This window comes from Mucilaginibacter sp. P19 (genome assembly GCF_050632265.1).
Taxonomy (GTDB): domain Bacteria; phylum Bacteroidota; class Bacteroidia; order Sphingobacteriales; family Sphingobacteriaceae; genus Mucilaginibacter; species Mucilaginibacter gossypii.
This window is the reverse complement of sequence record NZ_CP192586.1, coordinates 3,038,884-3,058,770: the sequence shown is the minus strand read 5'-3', so window position 1 is coordinate 3,058,770 and position 19,887 is coordinate 3,038,884. Positions and strand designations below refer to the sequence as shown.

The following is a 19,887-nucleotide window of genomic DNA, read 5'->3' as shown; positions in this document are numbered from 1 at the left end:
GAGTACGATCATGAAAAAATATATAAAGATCATATTGTCGGCCGCCTGCCTGTTTGCTGCAACAGGTTGCGATAAAGGATTTAGAGAGTTAAATGTCAATCCAAATAACACTACCAGTCTCGACCCGGTGTTTTTGTTTTCCAACGCCGAAGTTTTAACATATGCAGCATTAATGGAAACTGAACCAACGGTTGTTCAGCAGTTTATTGATCCTTTTGGTGGGGTTACCTCAGCGTTTAACTTCAACGTATTAAATCAAACCTATACAGTGATGCGGTGGAATAACGCTTATCCAAACACCATAAAATTGCTTGAGCACATTTTGCCGGATTTAAAAGGCAACGCTTCCCGGTCTAACTTGTACAACGAAACCAGGATATGGCGGGCTTATAATTACATGATGCTGGTTGACACTTACGGCGATGTGCCATATAGCCAGGCCGGCCAGGCTTACCTCAATTCTGCTTTTTTGCCTAAATACGATAAACAACAGGATATTTATGCCGACTTGGTAAACGAACTGACAGCAGCCACCGCGGCGTTAGACCCTGCGAAGGATCTTGTTAAGGGAGATGTGTTTTTTGGCGGAGATATTCCTCAATGGAAGCGGCTTGGCTATTCATTGTTGCTTCGGATAGGGATGCGCTATTCTAAGTTAGACCCGGGCAAGGCAAAAACTATTGTTCAGGCAGCTGTGACCGGAGGGGTAATGCAATCTAACGCCGATAACTGTTACCTGAAATATAACAATACGTACCCCAACCTGGTTACCCAGCAAATTCAACAGCTAACCAATACTTATTATTTGGCCGAGCCTTTTATAACGCAATTAAAATCCACGGGTGATCCAAGGCTGAAGTACATCTCGGCTATGTACGCCGACCCCGGAAAAGCATTGTCCCTCGCACCTGATACTGCATCAGCCAACCAGTTTGGTTTGCCGATAGGCTATGATAGCGGTACATTGCCAACAGCACCGGGCTTTCGCGGCGTGAGCGGATCCGGGTTTAAATATTCGCAGGTTAATTACAGCGTATTTGGTAAAATAACCGCGCCGCAATTCTTTGTAACATATGCTCAAACGCAGCTGTTACTGGCTGAGGCTGCTTTCAGGGGATATATAGCAGGAACCGCAAGCACCTATTATAATAACGGTGTAAAGGCGGCCATGGATCAATTTACCAGCTACGACGCTACTGCTGTAATCAGCAGCGATGCACAAAACGCCTATTTAAATAACCCGGCAATTGCATATTCTGATGCCAATGCCCTGAAACTGATCAATACACAATACTGGATAACTTCGTTTGGAAACGGCGCGGAAACATGGGCTAATTTCAGGAGGAGTGGGTACCCTGTGTTAGCGCCAAATACCTATCCCGGCAGGCAAATCAAAGGCAACTTTGTACGCAGGTACACCTACCCGCAAACAGAAGCTGCCATTAATGCTGATAACTACAGGGCGGCGGTGGCCAGCATGGGTGCGGATGACCTGGATACCCCTGTGTTTTGGGATAAATAAATTATCCCTGATTAATTACACTTCACTACCCCGGTGGCATTTGGCGCCGGGGTATCATTAAGGGGGCTACAAAAACTTGTGGGTTGCTGAAGTAACTGTTTACTTACGAGTGTTCAACTTTTAAAAGTGTGAACAGTTGATATTTTTTCAAAATAAATCACCATTGATAATCAATGATTTAAGATTTAATTAAAATCTAACAAATCGCAATCTGAACAGATTGTTATTGATAGTCAATTAGTTGTGAAATTGCATTTTAATTGATTGAACACCCGTTTTTTAAAAATTGAACACTGACAAAATATTGTCATTAATTCCCCGCTGATGCAATTGCGCCTGCGTAACTACGGGTTCCCAAATCCGTAGTTCGATTTTTTAACTAAGCGTTTAATGTCTTTGATCCATATCTTCCGGCCGTCGGTTTCCAGTACGCCTTCCTCTTTAAATTCTTTTAACAAGCGGATCACATTTTCCTGCGCGATCCCTGCCATGCCGGCCAGGTCCATTCTTGAGATATTGAGAATAACATCTTTTTCACCTGAACCGTCCCCTTTAAACTTTTCTCTCAAAATGATCAGCGAAATAGCGAGGCGTTCAGATGCTGTTCTCTGAGAGATCACGGAAATACTATTGGCCAATACACTAAATTCATGGCTCAATGATTTTAATAAGCGCCGCATGAAAAGCGGCGATCTGTCCAGAATGGTTAAAAAGTCCTCTTTAGGGATAAAACTGATCAGGCAGTCTTCCAATGCAGCGGCAGAATCAGGGCAACGCTCTTCCGCCAAAATCGCGTGATACCCTATTAATTCGCCTTTATTAGCTACATATATGATCTGCTCCCGGCCATTCCGGTCAACCTTATATTTTTTTATTTTTCCCTGGTGAATAAAATAGATACCTGAAGGTACAATGCCTTCCTTGAAGATGATTTCTCCTTTTTGATATTTCTGCGCGCCTTGCCGGGAGATTAAAAAGTTATAATCTTCTTCGGAAAGTGTATTAAGAACAGATTGTGTTGTGAATTCCCACTTATCAATTGGAAAAATTCCGGATAAACTCATATTACAAATATATGAATTTAATGCAGCCGATGTTATTGGCTGGTATGCCCGGTATGACGGGTAAAGCCCGTACAGCATGTACAGGCGCGTGCTTGCAAGTCTAAAACTGATAAATATCAGTTTGTTTGCTGATGTCATACCATATCAAGCCTGTATTAGTAATTATAGCTTTGTATTAATGGTAAGAACATCAAAATCATGGGCAATGCTCCATGCAAAATGCCCGCGCTGCCGCAGGGGTAATATGTTCGAAGGAGCAACATACCGTTTTGGTTCCAACAAGATCAACCTGAATTGCCCGCATTGTCAGATGATCTTCGAGATCGAGCCCGGCTATTTTTATGCGGCGATGTATATCAGCTACGCTATGAATGTAGCAGAGGGAGGCATCTTGTGGGCCGCCACTTTCCTGATAACCCAAAATAACGATTCGCCATGGTTATATCTCAGTACCATTCTCGGTGGTTTGTTCTTGCTTGCACCTTTGAATTTCAGGTATTCCCGTGTAATATTGCTTTACTGGTTATCTCCCAAGGTACATTATCACCCCGAACTTGATATTGAAATGCCGGTGGACGGGAATAAATTTAAATGGTTTCAATAATGAACAAGATGATGAATTTGTTCAGGCCCAAGCTGATTGACACCCTTAAAGGTTACACCCCTGCACAATTTTATAAGGATGTTGTTGCCGGAATAATTGTAGGTGTTGTTGCTTTGCCCCTGGCGATAGCTTTTGCAATTGCTTCGGGCGTGTCCCCCGAAAAAGGAATTTTTACGGCTATCATTGCGGGGGTAATTATATCCGCTTTGGGAGGCAGCAAGGTACAGATAGGAGGACCCACAGGCGCATTTATCGTTGTGGTTTATGGGATCGTTCAGCAGTTCGGTGTTAGCGGGTTGGTTATTGCCACATTTATTGCCGGAATCATTTTGATCATTATGGGGGTAGCTAAATTAGGTAATACTATTAAATACATTCCCTATCCGCTGGTCATTGGTTTTACTACCGGCATCGCCGTCATCATTTTTCTTCAGAAGTTAAAGACTTTTTAGGGTTGAAAATGGGAAATGTCCCTGCTGATTTTATCAGTAAATGGATCGACTATAGCCGGCACCTGTCTTCGTTGAACCTTTATGCCTTGTTTATCGGGGTTTTTACCTTACTGGTTGTTTTGCTGTGGCCCAGGGTAACCCGGAAAGTTCCTGGTTCGCTGATCGCAATTGTTATAAGTACACTGGTTGCCAGGTACTTCCATCTTTCGGTAGAGACTATTGGCAGCCGTTTCGGAGTGATCACTGCTACTTTACCGCACCCGGTCATGCCAGATGTAAGCCTGGAAACCATCCGGCAGCTGATCAGGCCCGCTTTTACCATCGCTTTGCTGTGCAGTATTGAGTCTCTATTATCAGCTGTTGTGGCAGATGGCATGACCGGCGGAAATCACCGGTCTAATACGGAGCTCATTGCACAGGGAGTGGCCAATATCTGTTCATCTGTTTTAGGGGGAATTCCGGCCACCGGCGCAATAGCAAGAACGGCTACCAATATTAAAAATGGCGGAAGTACACCCGTAGCTGGGATCATACATGCCATTACCTTACTTCTTATTATGCTTTTTATAGGCCAATGGGCAGCGTTGATCCCCATGGCAACACTTGCAGGTATATTGGTGGTAGTAGCCTGGAATATGAGCGAACTTGGGAATTTTATAGACGTATTTAAAGGCTCAAAAAGTGATGCTTCCGTTTTGTTGATCACCTTCGGCCTCACCATCTTAGTAGACCTGACCGTAGCTATTGAAATTGGGATAATTGTCGCCGCTTTCCTTTTTATGCGCAAAATGATGCAGTCCAGTTCCGTACAGCATACTATTTTGGCTCCGGATCAATTATCTGATGATGAATTTAACCAATCAGTTATCCCAAAAGGGGTCGACGTTTTTGAGATCAATGGCCCTTTGTTCTTTGGTGCGGCCTATAAATTTAAAGACACGATGAAAGTGCTGGAAAAACCCGCCCGGGTATTGATTATCCGGATGAGGAATGTACCCGTCATTGATGCAACCGGTATTAGGGTATTAAGGGACGTTCATCAGGAAATAAAAAAGAAAGGAACTAAGCTTATCCTGTCGGAGGCAAACAGCGAACAGGTAACTGGAGCACTAAAAAAGACGCGTTTATTATTTCAAATCGGGAAAGGTAATGTCCGGGACACATTTGAAAAAGCATTAAAACGAGCAGATGAAGTTTTATCGGACACTGATCCCTCAAAAAATCCTATGCAGGTTAATAAAGGCTTTGATCTGTTATAATCCTGTTATTAAATAGGGTAACGCAAGGTCACCGCTCTGCTTATGGCCAGCACCAACCCCTGATCAAGAGGACGATCTTTATCCGGGTCTTTTTCGATCCATAGTTTATTTAAACTCAGAATAAAGGTGTAACTTTTAGCATCTAAAAGAATTTCAAGGGTATGGTTCTTTTTACTCGGGGCAGCGATGATATAATAAATAAAATCTTGCTGCTGATAAGTAACACGTAGCGGAAATCCGATCATATATTGAAAAGAATGATTTATCTGGCTGTTCCTGATAAAATAACCAGGTCAGCTTTGACCTGGTTATTTTCCCAAAACAGTTCTTAAACTAATTTATTTATTGTTTTTCTTTTCTGTTATTTCTTTACGGATATCTGTTGCCATAACTTTTAATTGCTGCATAGCATTTCTAACCCTGGTTCCTGCAGCTTTGTTGCCTTTTTCGTAAAAGCTGAACATGTCTTTCTCTATGGCATCTATCAAATCTTTTGCCGCTCTAAATTTTTCCATTGTGTTTTGTGTTAAATAAATGATGTGTTTGATTCTATTTTTTTTAACCGGAAAGGTTAAATATTCGGCTTAATGTCCTCAAATCGCAACCCGGGGGATAGGCTCCATTCTTGTTGATAAAAAGGTATTTCCGCGGAGGGTTAGTTGCTTCCGATCTGTGCCAGGTATTGCTCTGCTGTCAACAGCGATTCGCGGTCGTCTGATAAGCTTACCAGCACTTTTATCATCCAGCATCCATAAGGGTCCTGGTTCACCAGCTCGGGGTTGGTTTCAAGCAAAGGATTTACAGCTATTACTTTGCCATTTACCGGCATGAAAAGGTCTGATACTGTTTTTACCGCCTCAACTGTGCCAAATATGGCCTCTTTAGCAATGATCTTATTCAGGCATGGGATATCAACGTAAACGATATCACCTAATTCCTTTTGTGCAAAATCGGTAATACCGATCAATGCATGGTCTTGCTCGAAGCTGATCCATTCATGGTCTTTGGTGTAAAATAAATTTTCGGGGTAATTCATGATTTTATTTTTTATCGTTCAATTATTATTTAATAAATATTGCCGCGTTCATCAGGCCTGATCTGAATGTTTTATATAGCAGGGCTGAACCAGCTCTTTTACTTCTTGATCCACATTTTCAGCACCGGGCTATAGGAATTGTTCATTAATTGATAACTAATCGGAATCTGTTTTTCCGGTGCATGGAAGGTAACCAACCGGGTACCGGCCGGTCTTTTGTTCAGCATTTCGTAAATGAACAAAGTATAGTAATTGTACAGATCAAACGAGGTATTGACGTTATAATCGATCCTGATGCTTGGTTCTATGTTTTCATAAAAAGGATTGAAAAAGTAAAAATGATCAAACAGGTCGTAGTCCAGGTTAGTAAGGTTACCATGCATAAACTGCACATTGGGTACACCTATCTGCGCTTTGGCTGATTCTGCATAATTGAACAACGCTTCCCGTTGCTCTATGCCATAAAAGGTAGCTTCCGGATGATAAACGCCAGACGCGATACAAAATTTACCGACACCGCTGCCAATATCCAGGATTCTGGCCCCCGGGGTTGCAAGGAAATTGCTGGCTTCGAGCGAAATGTCCAGGCCTGTCCAGTGCATTTGTGATAGTTCCCGGATATGTATCGGATACAAAGTATCGAAAGCCGCGTCTTTGCGGAAATAAGAAATGCTTATTGTATCGCTATACATAAAAAGGGAACTGTATGTTATTTATGTGTTTAAGTTAAATCCTAATTAATCTTTGACCCATAACTGAAGTAAGGAATCATAAGCGAGATCTTTCATGCTGTAATCTATCGGAATAATTTCTCCGAAACTCTGATAGGTTACTACTCTGGTACCCGAAGGTTTATCATTCAGCATCGATTTTAAATACCGTGAATAATAAGCGTAGAGGCCGTAAGAAGTCTCTATATGATCATCAATAGCATTCTCCTGGTCTAAATTTTCAAAGAAAGAATTATAGAAATAGAAATGGTCAAATTGATGAAAGTTAACCTGAGTGATATTGGCATGTATGAAACTGACATTGTTAATATCCAGGTATCTTTGTGTGGTTTGGGCGTAATGCACCAGTTCATGCCGCTGTTCAACCCCGAAATAAAAAGAATCAGGATAAAAATGCGCCGCGGTTAAGCAGAATTTTCCTATGCCGCTACCAACATCCAGTACTTTGGCGCCTTTTACTGCTAAATATTCGGCGGCCTTTTTGGCGATGGCAATAGGCGTCCATTGTTTTTGTGATAACGACTGCAAATGCTCCGGGTAGAGCCAGTCAAATTCCGCATCATTGCGGAAAAAACAATCATTGGGATTTTTTTCTTAAAAAGTGTCGTCGCGCGCTGCTGCTGTTCTTCGGAACGGGCGGGAAATGCTGAAAATGGATATTGTGTGGGCACATGCAAATATATCCGCCATTACAGGCCGCTTTACCTGCAAGAAATCAATGATAAAGATGATATTTATCAGTTTTAGGTAGCAGGGTTTGGATAATTGAGGCAGGAATGATCCGACCGTAAACAAGTGCCTTCGCGACATTGTTGGCGAAGGCACTTGTTCAGTTAAACCATATGGCCCGCCACCGGCAGCGGGGAGAGCTATCACATCTGCAGGTGTGCCGAAAGCCGCCGCCATGATTTCATGGGCATACAATTCGAAGCGCGAATCATAGGCGCCTGCCATCAGGATGGCTGCATTCTGCAAGCGCTTATCAAGTGTTTTAACGCCAACCCAGCCCGGGAGCTACATGCTCCAGGATCGAAGACAGCACATGCACATTGTAGTCAACACCTAAGGTGTTAGGTATTGTCAAAAGCACCGTATCTGCTTCCTGGATGGCTTCATCTTTAGATAATTCGGCGATCAGCCGGTCCGGTTCGGCGGCGTAACTTCTGCCGAAGACCGCCCGCTTGTCTGCCTCGATATAACCGAAGCTGTCTGCTCCTTTCCCTTGCTGGCCAAAATAAAGCCTGTCCTGGTCGTTTACCAATGCAAAAACAGAACGGCTTACTGACACCCTTGGCTCGCGATCATGACCGGCCTTCTTCCACGCCTCTTTATACGCTCTGATTTGCTCGGCCTGCTGTACATGGAAAGGCTTGCCGCTTTCATCGAACTTTAATGTAGAACTTTGCAGATGCATTCCCTGTTCGGCTGCCCAAACGGCCGTGGCGTTCGAAGCGGCGCCCCACCAAATGCGTTCCCGCAGTCCTTTTGAGTAGGGCTCCAAACGTAACAAGCCCGGTGGATTTGGAAACATAGGGTAGGGGTTTGGCTCGGCGAAACCAACACCTTTTAATTTATCCAAAAAAGCCATCGCTTTTTTACGCCCCATATCCGCATCATTTTCGTCCTCAGCAGGCTCATATCCAAAATAACGCCAGCCCTCGATCACCTGTTCCGGAGAACCGCGGCTGATGCCCAGCTGTAACCGTCCGCCCGAGATCAGATCGGCCGCACCTGCGTCTTCAACCATATAAAGCGGGTTCTCATACCGCATATCTATCACGCCTGTGCCGATCTCAATCCGGCTTGTTTTTGCACCGATAGCCGATAGCAAAGGAAAGGGAGATGCCAGTTGAGATGCGAAATGATGGACACGGAAATAAGCGCCGTCAAGGCCGATTTCTTCGGCAGCAACCGCCAGGTCAATAGATTGCAGCAAGGTATCGGCCGCGGTACGCGTCTTATATGCAGGGTGGTCGGACCAGTGTCCGAATGATAAAAAGCCAATTTTCTTCATACTAACAACAAATCTAAGGAATGAATCGCTGGTTCGGTATCAGCGAAAAGTCAAGGTTTTAGTTCATGAACCGCGGGTTTTTATCCGCACTCATTTTGGATTGAGCGTATTTTGCGGTTTATTTGTTCCAAAAAACAGCATGGAAATCATACAGGTACCGGAAGTTACACGTCACCATTCCCACATTTCGGCTGGTGAGATCACTTTCGTGGATTATCATGATAGGGGCAGCGCTTTCCGTACGCGCGTTTTTTTAGCCGGTGCGCAGTCAGCTTTGTACAAAACGGTCAAAAACAGATCTATCGCGCTGCCGAAAACACTATTCTTACTCCGGGTTACGGCATGTTGATACCTGAGGGCAATTCAATTATTGCAGAGCACAGCAATAATGCCGAGCCCTATGGTAGTGTAATTGTCTTTTTCCGCGCAGCATCGGGCAGGAATTCACGGTAAGCCGCCCCGGCAAGGGGGAGCCAGCGCCAGCGATATGCCGTATATTTATTTCAAGACCAATGCTTATATCAATGAGTATGTGCGCAACATCAAATCCCTGATCGCCGGCAGGCAAAGCCTTTCTTATGAAATGGCCTTACTCAAACTTACTGAATTGCTCACCGCGTTGCACGAGTTGGCGCCAGAACTTTTGAGCGGCATGTTCGGTACCCCTGCAGATATATCCCTTAAAACTGTTGTTGAAAATAACCTGTTGGGCAGTCTTACACTCGATGAACTTGCCTTTCTGAGTAACCGGAGTGTCTCGTCATTTAAGCGTGACTTCGAAAGAGATTACGGGGTAGCTCCTCAAAAATACATCCGGGAGCGGAAACTGGAAATGGCATGTACCGAACTGCTAAAAGGCAAGTCGGCCAGCGAGCTCTACCTGGACTACGGTTATCAGCACGTGTCCAATTTCAACACGGCTTTCAAAAGGAAATATGGCGTAACTCCGGCGAATTACCGCAAAACGCCATAATTTGAGCTTATCTCAATATATTCTGAACTTTCCGCAACAATTACCTTATGCAATGCGCAGGCATATTTGAGGCATGAAAAAGTTTATCCTCTTTTGCGTCTTTGCAATCAGTTATTACTGCTCTTCAGCACAGACATTCACCCTTAAAAGTGCAGACCTTGGCGGTCAGTTTACCAATGAATTTGTGGCCGGCAATTTTGGCTGCAACGGACAGAACCATTCGCCGCAGCTCGGGTGGTCAAACGCACCTGCAGGTACAAAAAGCTTCGCGGTTACCATGTATGACGCTGATGCACCCACCGGGAGCGGGTTCTGGCATTGGGTGATTGTCAATATCCCCCGATTGTTACAGAACTGAAACGTGGAGCAGGTGACCCCGAAGCCGGCGCGGTGCCGGCCGGTAGTTTGCAAAGCATTAATGACACGGGCGCCGCCGGCTACCAGGGTCCCTGCCCTGGTGAAGGAGAAGCACTGCATCGCTACATCATCACGGTTTACGCGTTGAATACAGATAAACTTGGTATTGTAACTGGCACGCCGGCTGCGTTATCAGGATACCTGCTTAACAAAGCGGCCCTGGCTAAAGCTTCCCTCGTGGTTTATTGCAAACGATAACCTGGAAACACAACAGATATGAAAACGATATATATTGCCGGAGCGGGCGTCATTGGCCGCACACTCGCGGTTATATTAAAGCATGCCGGTAAGAATGTGCTGTTGATCCGTGGAACTGTTGATGGCTTGCCGGGCACATCTGAAAGGATCAGGATTAACTTGCCCGACGGATCAGAAGTAAGTGAAAACATTGATGTAAAAACTTTCAGTCAAATAAAAACGATTGATGGTATTGTTGTCATCACCGCCAAATCATTTGCTAATAGCTCGTTAGCGGCGAAGTTAGCTTTGAAGGGAGTCCGTTATCCTGTCGTCCTTTTGCAGAATGGTTTGAATGTGGAAAAGCCATTCATCATGCTTGTTTTTACGCAGTTATATCGTTGCGTGTTGTTTGTGACGGGCCAGTTTACCGCCGATAACGTGGTACGGTTCAAGCCGGTAGCAACCTGCCCGGTAGGGGTGATCAATGGCAATGAGGAAAGTCTGGCAGCAGTCGTGTCAGAAATAAACAGCCCTGCATTTTCCTTTAAACCAGAATCAGACATCCAGGCAGTGATCTGGAAAAAAGTGATCGTCAACTGCGTGTTCAACTCTGTGAGCCCTTTGCTGAACATTGATAACGGTATTTTTCACCGTAATAATGAAGCACTGGCAATCGGAAAACGAATAATTAAAGAGTGTATCCAGGTGGCTAACGCTTGTGGAGTATCCCTTCCGGAGGAAGAGGTAACCGAGACCTTACTTGCCATCAGCCGTTCATCCGATGGACAATTGATATCTACCCTTCAGGACATCAATGAACATCGTCCTACGGAAATCGCCACCCTCAACCTGGAGATCGCAAGGATAGCCAAAGAGCTGGGTATGGAAGATATGGTAAAAGAAACGCGCCTTTTAGGAGAACTGACAGCAATCAAGTCAAGCTTAAGCCTGATTCAATAATTAGCCGGCCTTATATCTATCTATACTACAAACCGAAAGCAACTGACCCGGACAGTGTATTATTTTGCGCGGTTCAAGTGAGGGGCAAAATCTGTGGAGTTTTTGATAGTTGTCGTTTTATTTCGTGAGATACGCAAGGCAAGACAGCGGTTGATCGACCGGGTTTGCTCTAAAAGTGTTCGGAAGAAATAAAAAAAGCGAGGATTGTGCGATTCCCTCCCCTGGGAGGGTGTAGGGAAGGGTTTCATTCACAGACTTATCCGCCCGAAATGACGTATAAACCGCCCCCTGCCACCACGAAATCCAGCCGCACCCCTCCCAGTGGAGGGAATTAAAAATCTTCCGAACACTTCTGGGGTTTGCTCCGACAGACAGTTGGGGACGGTTACGGATACGCATTATATATCTTAGCAGGCTGTTTGAAAAAATCGAATTATTATAACTTAGCGGTTGCAATCGCTATAAACCAGCCAAACGGAATACTTGATCATCCGCGCGCAAAGCTACCGATACCTGTGCCCGGAAAATAAAATAAAAGCACTATCGTTTATGAGATTTAAAACTCTTTTGATCTTCACTTTAGCGGTAATGGCAGCGGTCGTTACCACGCCTTTATTCGCTCAAAAAACAAAGCCAGGCAATGCGCCTAAAATCGTTAATATTGTCAATTTTATCCGTGATATCGAACCACGTGATGCGAACATCACCAAAGATGTCCTGTACCAAACCGTGGTGAACCAGATTGCGCTGATGAAGCAATATCACCTGGGCGGAACTTTTTTGTTACAGTACGATGCCCTGATCGATAAACGTTACCAGGAATTGCTGAAAACACTTCCGAAAGGCGAGTTTGAGATTGGAGGATGGTGGGAACTGCCGCAACCGCTGATTGAAAAAGCCGGGATCAAATGGCGGGGAAAATATGCCTGGGACTGGCATTCAGACATCGGTTTTTCTGTGGGTTACACGCCTGCCGAACGCGAAAAGATCATCGACGTTTATTTTGCTGATTTTAAAAGCATATTCGGGTATTATCCCAAATCCATCGCTTCATGGGTCATCGATGCGCATTCGCTGAATTACATGTATGATAAATATAAGATTGTTGCCTCCGCCAACTGTAAAGACCAGGTAGGTACCGATGGTTTCACCCTTTGGGGCGGTTACTGGAACCAGGCATATTACCCCAGCCGTTTGAATGCTTATATGCCTGCTCAGCATGCAGATAAGCAGTTGCCCGTGCCCGTATTCAGGATGCTGGGCAGCGACCCTATACGGCAATATGCCGATGGCAGCTCGGTAACCACGCTTGAGCCCGTTTACCCCTATGCGGGCGGAAATGAGCAGTGGATCAACTGGTTTTTGCAAACTTTTGCCGATGATTCCTCGCTCGGCTACAATTATACGCAGGCTGGGCAGGAAAATTCATTCACCTGGGATGCCATGAAAAAAGGGCTGGAATGGCAGATGCCGGTTATTGCCCGTCTCCGCAAACAGGGTAAGGTTCGCGTAGAAACCATGGCACAGTCGGGCGAATGGTTTAAACGTACCTACAAGGTAACCCCGGCTACTACTTTTACGGTAAGCAGGGACCTGGCAAACAGCGATAAAAAAACCGTTTGGTATAACAGCAGGTTTTACAGGACTAACCTGCTTTGGGAAAATGGAACGTTGCGGATAACCGATATCCACCTGTTTAACGAAACAGTGCCGGATAAATACCTGAATAACGTTACTACCGTTAATCAAAGTTTCTTTTACACGCTTCCGCTGGCAGATGGTTTTCAATGGGGAAAGCGCGGCAAACCCGAGGGCTTTCGCCTGATGATGAACGACGGGGGCGGGGAGGTGCCGGTTCAGGGAGGAGATCCTGTGTTCACAAATCTGAATACGACGACGGCCCATGCTTCATGGCCTGTTGGTAAAGGTTCTTTCGAAATCAATATGAGCGAGAAATCCCTGACCATCACGGCTGAGAACCACCCGGCCGGCGACTGGTTCCTTGACTTGTGCATCGCGGAAGGCGCTAAAACCCCGTTTAAACAATTGACAGGCAATAGCGCCCTGTATGAATTTGATGGGCATACCTACCGGCTTGCTATGCAGCAGGGCACTCTGGAAAAAAGCGCCAATGGCAGTTTATACCGCATCCGGCCACAACACCAGCGAGTTGTATTATTACTGGCAGATCAATAAAAGATCTGCCGGTAGCAGCTGCCGCCTGGTTGTGAGGCCGTGTCAAAATAAATTGATCCAGCCTCTTAATTTAAACCCGTTTTTGCCAATAGATCACTATAATTATAATAGCTGTAACTGTGAAATAATTTCAGGATGGCCCAATTCGTTGATTGGGAAAATGACTTGGCAGATCGTTCGACAAGACCAGGAAAGCCCGGATAAAAGCAAGAAAACCTTGGATGATGAGACTCGGCTGAGAAGCATTCTTACATGCCGATGCGGTTGCTGTTTTTTCAATTAGTTTATGATGGTTCCGTCTTCCATTTCAATAATTCTTTGGGTCTTACGCGCAAATTCACTGTCATGTGTAACTACAAGTATCGTCTGTTGATAATTGGTAATCAATTCGTTAAAAATATTAAAAACGATTTCAGTGTTTTTTTATCCAAATTACCGGTTGGCTCATCAGCCATGATGATTAGCGGATCATTGATCAATGCCCGTGCAATGGCTACCCTTTGCTTTTGCCCGCCGGATAATTGATTCGGCTTTTTTTGCTTCCGTTTCAATGCCTAATACTTTCAATTTTTCAAAAGCCCGGTGTTCAGTTTCTTCTGCGCTGTATTTCCCAAGTCTCAGGCCTGGGAGCATCACATTTTGGAGTACAGAGAATTCATTTAACAGGTAATGGAACTGAAATACGAAGCCTATTTTTTCGTTTCTTACGTAAGCCAGCTCCGGTTCGTTCTTTTGTTTCATACTGATATGATCAATCCTTAGGTCTCCTTCATAATCAGTGTCCATGGTTGAAAGGATATATAATAGTGTTGATTTGCCGCAGCCTGATTTTCCCATAATTGAGGCGAATTCGCCTTTATTAAGCGAAAAATTAACATCCCTCAATACTTTTACCGCTTTGGGTTCATAAAAGGTTTTTGAGATGTTTAAAGCTTCTAATATTATTGAGTCCATGTTATTTCCCTCTTATAATGATTACAGGATCAACTTTACTTGCTTTTTTAGAGGGAAAATATCCCGCAAAATAGGTGGTTAGAAAAGAGAACAGACCAGCGATAAAATAAAAACCTATGTTGAAATCAATGGGATAGGTTTTAATTGTGGGAAGCGCGGTTGTATTAAATGGGATGTGGTTTATGATAACAGATAAGATGAAACCCAGTATCAGCCCTGCCAGGCCGCCAAAAATACCTATGCCTAATGCAATTGTACTAAATATGCGACTTACATCTTTGCCTGAAAATCCTGTGGCTTTTAATATTGCGATTGAATCGAGCTTTTCATAAATCATCATATTTAGAATGTTATATATCCCAAAACCTGCTACAATCAGTAAAGTTACCCCAACTGTGTAAGATATCAGCGAGCGGATAAAGCTACCGGTATCAAATTGTGAATTGGCCGTTTGGATATCCATCGCATCTATATTAAATACCTGCCTGTAATAAGCTGCAATTTTCGGTGCTTCGGTGATGTTTTTTAATTTGACCTGGATGTCTGTGATATAATTGTTTGATTCGTCAAGTAATTTTTGAGTTGTTGCGATAGAGGTATAACTTTGCTTGTTGTCAATCTCTTCAAGACCGGATTGATAAATTCCTACTACTTTTAAAGGCACCTGGTTGCCATTAGCCGGGGTTACGTGAATGATGTCCCCCAGATGGACTATCATTTTTTTGCAATGCCTTTTCCTAAAATAATACTGTTGGGAGTGTTTTTCAGGTCAATGAATTTGCCCGCTATAATATAATCCCCAAATAAAAAAGTTCATTTTCCATATTCGGATCAATCCCGTTAATAAGCCCGGTGATATTAACCTGTCCGGTATTGTAGAATATTTGCGCGGTAATTAGCGGTGAAAGTCCCTGCACGCGTGGATCGAGTGCGATAGCCTCCATTATAGCCTTGCTATTGTAAATGCCCAGGCGCTTGTTCTGCGGCTTGACGGAGCTTACAAAGTTGTAACTGTGACGATATGCGTTGGTAAGGTCCACTGGTTGATGCCGTGCAGCTGCAATTTCATTATACAATCTGATATGGGGAGTGCGGTTTATTACCAGCCCATCTAAAAGCTTGTTTAAGCCACCCATAAAACTCAATAGGGCAATAAACATTGTTATGCTAAAAGTTACACCGGTTGCGGCAACAATCGTCTGTCTTAAGTGAGCTAATAATAAAGCTACCGCGATGTTCCAGGTCAGCTTAAAATTCATGGTATCGGTTTTATTAGTTCATCATTTAACTGGAGACCAGAAATTACTTCTACTTGCAGGTAATCACTAAGACCTGTTTTTATTTTAAGTTTTTCACCGTCGCTTCTTATCACAACGGAATCATTGAGCAAGTAGCTTCTGGGGATAAGCAAAGCCTTTTTTCGGGTTTGGATAATTATATTTGCTTCCAAGGTAGTGTTAGGATATAATTTTAGCGGCGGGGTAGTAAAAATAGCTTCAACTCGAAATGTTTTGGTGTGTTCGTTCATTTCCGGATATATTTTGGTCACTCTGGCTTCAAATACCTTGCCTCTGTAACTGTCCATCGTGACAAAAACGGTAAGCCCCGGATTTACCTTAACGATATCATATTCGTCCACTTGTAATTCAAGCAAGAAACTGTCGGCTTTGCCAATGAGGGCCAGCGGCGTTTGCGGGCCAACAGTTTCGCCCGGATTTTTGTAAAGGTTATATACTATTCCGGCTATATTGCTTTTAACAGTAAAGTCGCTTTCCTGTTGTTTGTTAATGCTGAGATTGTTTATGCTTTGCGCGGCGTTATAACGCAATTGCCTTTTCAATTCTGTGAAATTAATTATCGCTGTTTGTAAGGCTGTTTTTGAATTGACTACAGCTAATTCCCTTTCCTCAAGCTGTACTTTAGTACCGATCTGCTGCCCCCACAGTTCTTTTTGCCTGACCAACATTACCGAGTCGTTAAGCATCCTGTACCGGGCCTGATCAACCACGATTGCCGCTGCGGCCAGTTTATCTTTATTTAGCTTAAAGTCGGCAAATGAAGCCGATATCATCGCGTTTTCAACATTTAGCTTTTGATTTTCTTTTTTAATAGATATTAAGGGGGTGCCAGCAGTAACATATTGGCCTTCAGTTACAAATTGCTCCTGAATGATACCGCTAACTGAGGCAAAAGCTTGATATTGATCCTCGCTTTTAATTATGCCGGACGCATATACAGACTCTGATATGGAAGCAACTACCGGCCTTATTTTATCGCCTTTTAATTGACAGGAAACGCTGAACAGAAACGTGGATGCAGTAATTATCGCTTTTACAATATTTATTTGATGGTTTGTTATATTATCAGTAATACTAAAGCTCCTAACAATTTTCATATTGCTAATGTCATCACTCTTAAGTGTTTTAAGTTTGATAAATATCAGGATGAATAGTGACGGTGATCACACCAATTTAGTGGCAGTCATGATTTTATGATCTGCATCAACAAGCTATTTGATGTGTGTCATTCTTTTTGCTGAGTGTTATTCAAAACTTTACACAATATCAAGGTAGCCTTGGGCTGCACTGAAGAAGATTTGGATACTCACAAAATATTGCAATGAAAAAGTCGGTTCTTTTGTTATTCACTTTCAGTTCGTTTTTTCTGGTTAATGTATTTGCCCAGGAAAAGAAGGGGATTACCAATTACGCAATTAACGAACAGCTCAAAAGCGCTGCTACGTCGCAACAATTACATTACCCACAAAGCGTTACACGGTTTTATCGCCAAAACAATTACCTTCCGGTATGGACTAATCCGGAATCACGTCAAAACACCGGGAATGCAATGGTGCTTTTAGATTGTGTGTTACAATACGGATTATCGCATGATGATTTTCATCCTAAAGAGCTTCAGTTTGATATGCTCCGCGATATTTTGGAAAATCCAGGTTCGGTTAGTGACTCCTTAAAGGCACAGTTTGATGTTTTGCTTACAGATGCTGTCATTACCATGCTAAACTATTTGCATTATGGAAAGCTCAATCCTGACTACGGATCCGACAGGGTAGATCATGGAATGGATGTACCATTTCATGCAGAAGCTAAACTGCAGGACATTATACATTCGCCGGAGTTTGCGAAAGATGTTTTGGAAGTACAACCTAATGCAAAACTCTATACTGCTTTTCAGGAAATGCTGCACATAATCAGAGGACAAGCTCCGGATGATTGCTATGGAACCCCAGGAAATGATGTAATGAAAATCGCCGTCAACATGGAAAGAATCAGGTGGGCAAACGTTGATGACGGGGAAAAATATATACAAATCAATATCCCTACCTACGAGCTGACATTTCATTTGCCGGATACATTGGTGGTATTTAAAGCTATTGTCGGGACGCCACAAACTCCCAGCCCGACTTTGCAGAGCCAAATCACCTATTTTACTTCTTTTCCAGACTGGCTTGTTCCTGACCGGATATTTATCCGCGACATCCTCCCGAAAGCAATAGCTGATAGTTTGTTCCTTGATCGGCTTCAGATCAGCATTTATAATAAGGCTGGTCAATTAACAGATATCACTAACGCCCAACTTAAGAGCATATTGGCTTCACCCCAGGGCTATTACGCTAAACAGGCTCCCGGCTGTGATAACACCTTGGGATCGCTGGTTTTTCATTTTCAAAATGTGTACAACATATACTTAAACCAAATTGCTGATCAAAAGCTGTTTGAAAAAGATAAACGTGATTTAAGTAATGGTTGTATCTGGTTAGATAATGCTGCCGGGCTCGCCGCGTTATTGCTCAAACATGACGCTTCAGACCAAGGCGACAAATTGTTTAAAATTCTTAAAAAATCAAAGACACATAATTTCGTGCTTAATAAACCTGTTCCTATAAAAATCACTTACCTGACATGTGACATAAAAAAAGGTGAATTAATCAGGTTTGAGGATATCTATAATATGGACACAAGCCTTGAATTGGCTATTTACGGCAAGCTTCAACGCAATACGAGCATAAGATAAGCTTCGTTTTGCGCAAAAAATGTTAAATCAAATTTTGAACCTTTAACTTATAAGCGGCCACTACTACCAGCGTCAAAACATAGTAGGTGATCAGAAAATTCATCATTTAGTGTATGGGAATAATATAATTTTCTGATATTCAAAACCATGAAAGGTAATCAACAGGTTAAGAAAAAAAGAACCGCTTTTTGAGATTTTTTTCAATTTTAGGCCCGGGCCTTACTACTGGTGCTGCTGATGATGACCCCTCTGGCATTGCTACTTATTCGCAAACCGGCGCACAGTTTGGCTACAATCAGCTGTGGACAGCGCTATATATGTTACCTTTTATGATTGCCGTTCAGGAAGCTTGCGCACGTATTGGCATGGTAGCAGGTAAAGGCCTATCAGCTGTAATTAAGGAACATTACAGCAAAACTGTTTTATATGCAGTTGTCGGCCTGGTATTAGTGGCCAATACAATCAATATCGGGGCCGATATAGGAGCTATGGCAGCTGCGGCCCAATTACTTATCCCAGCCTCATTTGTTGCATTAACATTGTTTTTTACACTGTTAACCCTTCTTCTGGAGATTTTTACTTCTTATCATTCTTACGCCAGGATACTAAAATGGCTTGCAGTAACTTTGTTGGCGTATCCCATAACTTTGTTTATTGTACATCAGCCATGGCTTACCGTCCTGAAAGCAACTGTTATCCCTCATTTTGAGTTAAATTTTAATTTTCTATTTATCATAACCGGGGTATTGGGAACCACAATTTCTCCATATATGTTTTTTTGGGAAGCCTCACAGGAAGTGGAAGAACAGAAAGAAAAAGAAAGGCTTTCGCGGCATAAACCCAGGCCCGGTTGGATGCAAATTAAAAAAATGCGTATTGATAACACTATCGGCATGATATTTTCAGAATTCACAACCTGGAGTATTATAGTGGTTGCTGCAACCGTTTTGCACAATAGCGGTGTAACTGACATAAAAAGTGCGTCTGATGCGGCAAGGGCAATAGAGCCGTTGGTGCATACCTTTCCTAACGCCGGATTTTTAGCCAAATTAATTTTTTCGATCGGTATTATAGGCCTTGGTTTATTGGCTATTCCGGTACTTTCAGGCTCGGTAGGATATGCCGCTTGTGAGGCTTTTAACTGGAAGGCCGGGCTTAATTTAAAATTGAAAAAGGCGCGCTCTTTTTATGCCGTCATATGCATTGCCACTTTAATTGGATTACTAATCAATTATATTGGCATCGATCCTGTTAAGGCATTAGTTTATGCGGCTGTATTAAATGGGATAGCAGCGGTACCACTATTGTTCCTGATTGCCAGGATCTCCTCTAACCCCAAAATCATGGGAGAGTACAATAGCAAGTTTATTTCCAAATTGCTGCTTTGGAGCAGTTTTGCTGCCATGGGGGCAGCTGCAATAGCTTTGTGTTATACATTGTATTAGCACGGGATTTGGACACTTCAATTTAATGATTTAAATTACACAATATAC

20 protein-coding genes and 3 pseudogenes are annotated in these 19,887 nt (G+C 43.2%); 10 read left to right on the top strand and 13 right to left on the bottom strand.

What is annotated here, in order from left to right; translation table 11 throughout:
* The first annotated feature begins 10 nt into the window (after positions 1-10).
* A complete protein-coding gene (locus ACQ86K_RS14920) occupies positions 11-1,522 on the top strand; it encodes a SusD/RagB family nutrient-binding outer membrane lipoprotein (RefSeq protein ID WP_091164129.1) in 1,512 nt (503 codons plus the stop codon).
* A 344-nt stretch (positions 1,523-1,866) separates the two neighbouring features.
* Here the strand turns inward: ACQ86K_RS14920 and ACQ86K_RS14915 are convergent, their stop codons facing one another.
* On the bottom strand, positions 1,867-2,586 hold the full coding sequence (locus tag ACQ86K_RS14915) for a Crp/Fnr family transcriptional regulator (protein ID WP_090526098.1): 720 nt from the start codon (positions 2,584-2,586) through the stop codon (positions 1,867-1,869).
* Positions 2,587-2,764: 178 nt separating this feature from the next.
* Here ACQ86K_RS14915 and ACQ86K_RS14910 point away from each other — a divergent pair, with 178 nt between their 5' ends.
* The 3 genes and pseudogenes from ACQ86K_RS14910 to ACQ86K_RS14900 all read left to right on the top strand — a co-directional run bounded on the left by ACQ86K_RS14910 (position 2,765) and on the right by ACQ86K_RS14900 (position 4,901).
* Entirely contained in the window at positions 2,765-3,190 is a 426-nt protein-coding gene (locus ACQ86K_RS14910; protein ID WP_091164131.1) for a DUF983 domain-containing protein, read from the top strand.
* Positions 3,178-4,289: pseudogene (locus ACQ86K_RS14905) on the top strand (SulP family inorganic anion transporter); the annotation flags it as partial. The gene ACQ86K_RS14910 and the pseudogene ACQ86K_RS14905, both read left to right, overlap by 13 nt.
* Positions 4,278-4,901 (top strand): STAS domain-containing protein, encoded by a 624-nt coding sequence (locus tag ACQ86K_RS14900; protein ID WP_431200858.1) that lies wholly within the window; start codon positions 4,278-4,280, stop codon positions 4,899-4,901. The pseudogene ACQ86K_RS14905 and the gene ACQ86K_RS14900, both read left to right, overlap by 12 nt.
* Before the next feature lie 8 nt (positions 4,902-4,909).
* On the opposite strand, the gene ACQ86K_RS14895 is transcribed toward ACQ86K_RS14900, so the two are convergent.
* The 7 genes from ACQ86K_RS14895 to ACQ86K_RS14865 all read right to left on the bottom strand — a co-directional run bounded on the left by ACQ86K_RS14895 (position 4,910) and on the right by ACQ86K_RS14865 (position 8,682).
* Entirely contained in the window at positions 4,910-5,146 is a 237-nt protein-coding gene (locus ACQ86K_RS14895; RefSeq protein WP_091164133.1) for a hypothetical protein, read from the bottom strand.
* 93 nt (positions 5,147-5,239) lie between these two features.
* Entirely contained in the window at positions 5,240-5,416 is a 177-nt protein-coding gene (locus tag ACQ86K_RS14890; protein WP_091164135.1) for a histone H1, read from the bottom strand.
* Positions 5,417-5,556: 140 nt separating this feature from the next.
* Complete coding sequence (gene gcvH, locus ACQ86K_RS14885) at positions 5,557-5,937, bottom strand: glycine cleavage system protein GcvH (protein ID WP_091164137.1); 381 nt, start codon at positions 5,935-5,937, stop codon at positions 5,557-5,559.
* Between the two features lie 98 nt (positions 5,938-6,035).
* Positions 6,036-6,629, bottom strand: coding sequence for a class I SAM-dependent methyltransferase (locus ACQ86K_RS14880; RefSeq protein WP_091164138.1), 594 nt, complete (start codon positions 6,627-6,629; stop codon positions 6,036-6,038).
* A 45-nt stretch (positions 6,630-6,674) separates the two neighbouring features.
* Positions 6,675-7,196 (bottom strand): class I SAM-dependent methyltransferase, encoded by a 522-nt coding sequence (locus ACQ86K_RS14875; protein WP_176844399.1) that lies wholly within the window; start codon positions 7,194-7,196, stop codon positions 6,675-6,677.
* Between the two features lie 66 nt (positions 7,197-7,262).
* Positions 7,263-7,643 carry a hypothetical protein gene (locus ACQ86K_RS14870; protein ID WP_129570022.1) on the bottom strand — a complete coding sequence of 127 codons (381 nt, stop codon included), beginning with the start codon at positions 7,641-7,643 and terminating at the stop codon, positions 7,263-7,265.
* Between the two features lie 16 nt (positions 7,644-7,659).
* Positions 7,660-8,682 carry an LLM class flavin-dependent oxidoreductase gene (locus ACQ86K_RS14865; RefSeq protein WP_091164142.1) on the bottom strand — a complete coding sequence of 341 codons (1,023 nt, stop codon included), beginning with the start codon at positions 8,680-8,682 and terminating at the stop codon, positions 7,660-7,662.
* 487 nt (positions 8,683-9,169) lie between these two features.
* Here ACQ86K_RS14865 and ACQ86K_RS14860 point away from each other — a divergent pair, with 487 nt between their 5' ends.
* The 4 genes and pseudogenes from ACQ86K_RS14860 (at position 9,170) to ACQ86K_RS14845 (ending at position 13,408) form a co-directional block, all read left to right on the top strand.
* Positions 9,170-9,655, top strand: coding sequence for a helix-turn-helix domain-containing protein (locus ACQ86K_RS14860; RefSeq protein ID WP_431200638.1), 486 nt, complete (start codon positions 9,170-9,172; stop codon positions 9,653-9,655).
* A gap of 73 nt (positions 9,656-9,728) precedes the next feature.
* Positions 9,729-10,270 (top strand): annotated as a pseudogene (locus ACQ86K_RS14855) (YbhB/YbcL family Raf kinase inhibitor-like protein).
* 18 nt (positions 10,271-10,288) lie between these two features.
* Complete coding sequence (locus tag ACQ86K_RS14850; protein ID WP_091164147.1) at positions 10,289-11,212, top strand: ketopantoate reductase family protein; 924 nt, start codon at positions 10,289-10,291, stop codon at positions 11,210-11,212.
* Positions 11,213-11,761: 549 nt separating this feature from the next.
* Positions 11,762-13,408: a hypothetical protein gene (locus ACQ86K_RS14845; RefSeq protein WP_143020712.1), complete on the top strand. Its 1,647-nt coding sequence runs from the start codon at positions 11,762-11,764 to the stop codon at positions 13,406-13,408.
* Positions 13,409-13,791: 383 nt separating this feature from the next.
* On the opposite strand, the gene ACQ86K_RS14840 is transcribed toward ACQ86K_RS14845, so the two are convergent.
* The 5 genes and pseudogenes from ACQ86K_RS14840 to ACQ86K_RS14820 form a co-directional block, all read right to left on the bottom strand.
* Positions 13,792-13,959: an ATP-binding cassette domain-containing protein gene (locus tag ACQ86K_RS14840; protein WP_431200637.1), complete on the bottom strand. Its 168-nt coding sequence runs from the start codon at positions 13,957-13,959 to the stop codon at positions 13,792-13,794.
* A 4-nt stretch (positions 13,960-13,963) separates the two neighbouring features.
* Positions 13,964-14,362, bottom strand: a pseudogene (locus ACQ86K_RS14835) (ATP-binding cassette domain-containing protein); the annotation flags it as partial.
* 1 nt (position 14,363) lies between these two features.
* On the bottom strand, positions 14,364-15,080 hold the full coding sequence (locus tag ACQ86K_RS14830) for an ABC transporter permease (protein ID WP_431200636.1): 717 nt from the start codon (positions 15,078-15,080) through the stop codon (positions 14,364-14,366).
* A 67-nt stretch (positions 15,081-15,147) separates the two neighbouring features.
* Positions 15,148-15,621 (bottom strand): hypothetical protein, encoded by a 474-nt coding sequence (locus tag ACQ86K_RS14825; RefSeq protein WP_431200635.1) that lies wholly within the window; start codon positions 15,619-15,621, stop codon positions 15,148-15,150.
* Positions 15,618-16,757 (bottom strand): efflux RND transporter periplasmic adaptor subunit, encoded by a 1,140-nt coding sequence (locus tag ACQ86K_RS14820; protein ID WP_091164158.1) that lies wholly within the window; start codon positions 16,755-16,757, stop codon positions 15,618-15,620. The genes ACQ86K_RS14825 and ACQ86K_RS14820 overlap by 4 nt, the downstream gene beginning before the upstream one ends.
* Positions 16,758-16,981: 224 nt before the next feature.
* On the opposite strand from ACQ86K_RS14820, the gene ACQ86K_RS14815 reads away from it, so the two are divergent.
* Entirely contained in the window at positions 16,982-18,394 is a 1,413-nt protein-coding gene (locus tag ACQ86K_RS14815; protein WP_091164161.1) for a L,D-transpeptidase family protein, read from the top strand.
* A gap of 188 nt (positions 18,395-18,582) precedes the next feature.
* Positions 18,583-19,839 carry an NRAMP family divalent metal transporter gene (locus ACQ86K_RS14810; RefSeq protein ID WP_431200634.1) on the top strand — a complete coding sequence of 419 codons (1,257 nt, stop codon included), beginning with the start codon at positions 18,583-18,585 and terminating at the stop codon, positions 19,837-19,839.
* The last annotated feature ends 48 nt before the right edge of the window (positions 19,840-19,887 follow it).